This is a genomic window from Brachyspira pilosicoli, from assembly GCF_019402445.1.
GTDB classification, from domain to species: domain Bacteria; phylum Spirochaetota; class Brachyspiria; order Brachyspirales; family Brachyspiraceae; genus Brachyspira; species Brachyspira pilosicoli_B.
On sequence record NZ_SRZM01000211.1, the window covers coordinates 1 to 3,255 of the forward strand.

2 protein-coding genes are annotated in these 3,255 nt (G+C 30.8%); both read left to right on the plus strand.

All coding sequences use genetic code 11. The features are described 5' to 3' along the window. Nucleotides 1-326 precede the first annotated feature (326 nt). Nucleotides 327-614, plus strand: coding sequence for a DUF6506 family protein (locus E6A48_RS07360; RefSeq protein ID WP_219709377.1), 288 nt, complete (start codon nucleotides 327-329; stop codon nucleotides 612-614). A gap of 110 nt (nucleotides 615-724) precedes the next feature. Next, the gene (gene feoB, locus E6A48_RS07365; RefSeq protein ID WP_219709378.1) at nucleotides 725-3,217 is read left to right on the plus strand and encodes a ferrous iron transport protein B; all 2,493 of its coding nucleotides are present in this window, start codon (nucleotides 725-727) and stop codon (nucleotides 3,215-3,217) included. Nucleotides 3,218-3,255 lie beyond the last annotated feature (38 nt).

The window sequence follows — 3,255 nt, forward strand, 5'->3', positions numbered from 1 at the left end:
ATACAAAATATAGATATTATTTTATATATTCAAAATTTAAATTACACTCCCCACCCTCAAGTATTTTTGTCTTATATGATATTTTTTGATTATTTTTCTTTTTTGTTTATATTGTTATTTTGCAACCCGCCCAAGAGTTTTTTTATTTCTTGCCGCTTCACCGCACGGTTTAAAAATTAACTATAAAGAATTTGATGATAATATAATTTAAATAATATACAAAAATTAGTTTACCGTGCGTTGAATATTTTTAATATTTTAAATCTTGAATTTATTTATTAATTTTCTATGCTATAATATAAAAATATATATAGGAGTTATACAAAATGAAATTCGCTTATTTAATAATGGATAAAATCTTTGATTCTAAAAAAGATAAAGCTTCAATACATAATGGAGTTTCTCAAATAATTGGTGTATCAAATATAGAAGAAGCTATTAATATAGCTAAAAACCTTCAAAAAGAAGGAATTGACTGCATAGAACTTTGCGGAGGATTTGGAGAGGAAGGAGCTAAAAAAATAATAGAGGCTACTGAAAATAAAATAGCTGTTGGTTTTGTAATTCATCTTAAAGAACAAGATGATATTTACAAAAAATTATTTTCTCATTAAACATTATTTATTAATACTTTTTATACAAACTTATATTGACAATTTTTTTACATATGTTAGAATATACTAACACTTTATTAGATTATTAAAATTAATGAAAGGAGTTATTTATGAAACTAACAGAACTCGACATAGAAGAAGGTTTTGTTGTAGATAATGTGGAGACTCAGGGAGAGATAAGGCAGAGAATCATAGAGATGGGTTTTACTGCTGGTGCTAAAGGCTGGATTGTGAGAAAAGCACCTCTTGGCGACCCTATTCAAGTTCATATTATGGATTATGAAATATCTTTAAGAAAATCTGAAGCAAATGGAATTGAAGTTTCTAAGGCAGATGTTGAAATTAAGAAAATGGCCGATATAAAAACAGGCAAAGTAAAAAGAGAGAAAAAAAATAATGCTTGTGATTTATTTTTAGAAGATAAAGAAGAGATTAGTAAAAAGTTCAAAGTTCCTTCAAACAATACAAAATTAAAAGTAGCAATTGCTGGTAACCCTAACTGCGGTAAAACAACAATATTTAACGCTTTAACTGGTGCTAATTATAAGGTTGCAAACTACCCAGGTGTAACGGTTGAAAAAAGAGAATACTCTATGCTATACAACGGATACACTTATGATTTGATGGACTTACCCGGAGTTTATAGCTTAAGTGCTTATTCTCAAGATGAGGTTGTAGCATGTGATGTGCTTCTTAATGAAAAGCCTGATTTTATTATAAATGTTATTGACTCTACAAATTTAGAGAGAAACCTTTATCTTACTTTACAGTTAGTTGAATTAGGTATTCCTATTTTATGTGTTCTTAATATGTATGAGCATGCAGAAAATGAGGGTATAAACATAGATGAATCAAAATTGGAAGAGTTATTTAGACTTCCTGTAATGAAAGTTCATGGTAACAAACATGAAAGCGTACTTTTAATATTAGATAAAATAGAAAAGATATATGAATCTGGAAATAAACTTCATAGAGATGCCGCTTTAGAATATGGTGCTGATGTTGAGGAATCTATAAAAAACATAGTTGCTTCTATGCATGGGGATATATCAGACATTCATAAGAGATGGCTTGCTATAAAAGCATTAGAAAAAGATGAAAGAGCCATACACTCTGTAAGACGCGAATGCAACAACGGCGGAGAAGTAATAGAGACTATAAACAAAGAAATTATAAGATTAGAAACTAAAGAAAACTCCAAAACAGATTCCATTATGGCAGACAAAAGGTATTCATATATTAGAGGTGCTTTAAAAGAAGTTATAAAAAGAGATGATATACAGGCATTCAATTTTACAGATGCTGCCGATGTAGTATTTTTAAATAAATGGCTTGGCATACCAATATTTTTAGGTGTGTTATGGCTAATATTTAAAGTTACTTTTACACTCGGAGCATATCCTCAAGGTTGGATTGAAATGGGTATTGGGGCATTATCATCTTTCGTATCAAATCTTTTGCCTGAAGGAAGTTTGTTGCAATCAGTGGTAGTTGATGGGGTTATAGGCGGTGTTGGTGCTGTGCTTTCATTCTTCCCATTAGTTTTAATACTATTTGTTGGTATATCATTCCTTGAAGACTGCGGTTATATGGCTAGGGCTGCATTTTTGATGGATAAGGTTATGCATAAGTTTGGACTTCATGGGCAATCATTTATACCTATGTTTTTAGGTTTTGGCTGTACTATACCTGCTACTATGGCTGCTAGAACTTTGAGAAACAAAAAAGACAGAATTGTAACTGTACTTATAACTACATTTATGAGCTGCGGTGCGAGAATTCCTGTTTATGTATTATTTACAGCTGCATTCTTCTCACCAAAAATGGCTCCTACTGTGATGTTTAGCATATATATAATTGGCGTAATAATGGCTTTTCTTGTAGCATTTATATTAAGAAAATTATTTTTTAGGGGTGATGAAACTCCTTTTGTCATGGAGCTTCCTCCTTACAGAGTACCTCGTGTAAAAACTGTTTTAAGACATATGTTTGACAGAGGTTGGATGTATATAAAGAAAGCCGGTACTTATGTATTTGCTGCTTCTGTTTTAATATGGGCTTTAATGACTTTCCCTCAGTATAACCCTACAGAAGAAGAATCTGCTTTGTTAATGGATAAAGCAAAAACTGTATTAATATCAGAAAATATAGATGCAAATGATGAAGAAGCTTTAAATGCTGAATATGATAGACTTGTAGCTTCTGAAGGTTTAAGACATAGTTTTGCTGGAAAATTGGGAACATTCATTGAACCTGTAATGAAGCCTTTAGGTTTTGACTGGAGAATAAGTATTGCTCTTATAGCTGGTGGTGCTGCTAAAGAAGTATTTGTTTCTACAATAGCACAAATAAAATCTATAGAAGAAGATGAAACAACATTAATAGAAGCATTAAGAAATGACCCTGTGTTTAATCCTATAGTAGCTTATGCTCTATTATTATTTGTGTTGTTATATTTCCCTTGTTTTGCATCAATAGCTGTTATAGGCTCTGAAATTGGTAAGGCTTGGATACCTTTTTTAATTGTTTATACTTTAGCTGTGGCTTGGATAGTTAGTTTCGCATTCTACCAAATTGCTGGAAGAATAGCTGGAATTATCTAGACTTCATAATATAACCTATTTTTTATTAAAATCATAGA

Coding starts and splice junctions, on each gene's coding strand:
- E6A48_RS07360 (WP_219709377.1), top strand. CDS start 327: ATGAAATTCGCTTATTTAATAATGGATAAAATCTTTGATTCTAAAAAA.
- feoB (WP_219709378.1), top strand. CDS start 725: ATGAAACTAACAGAACTCGACATAGAAGAAGGTTTTGTTGTAGATAAT.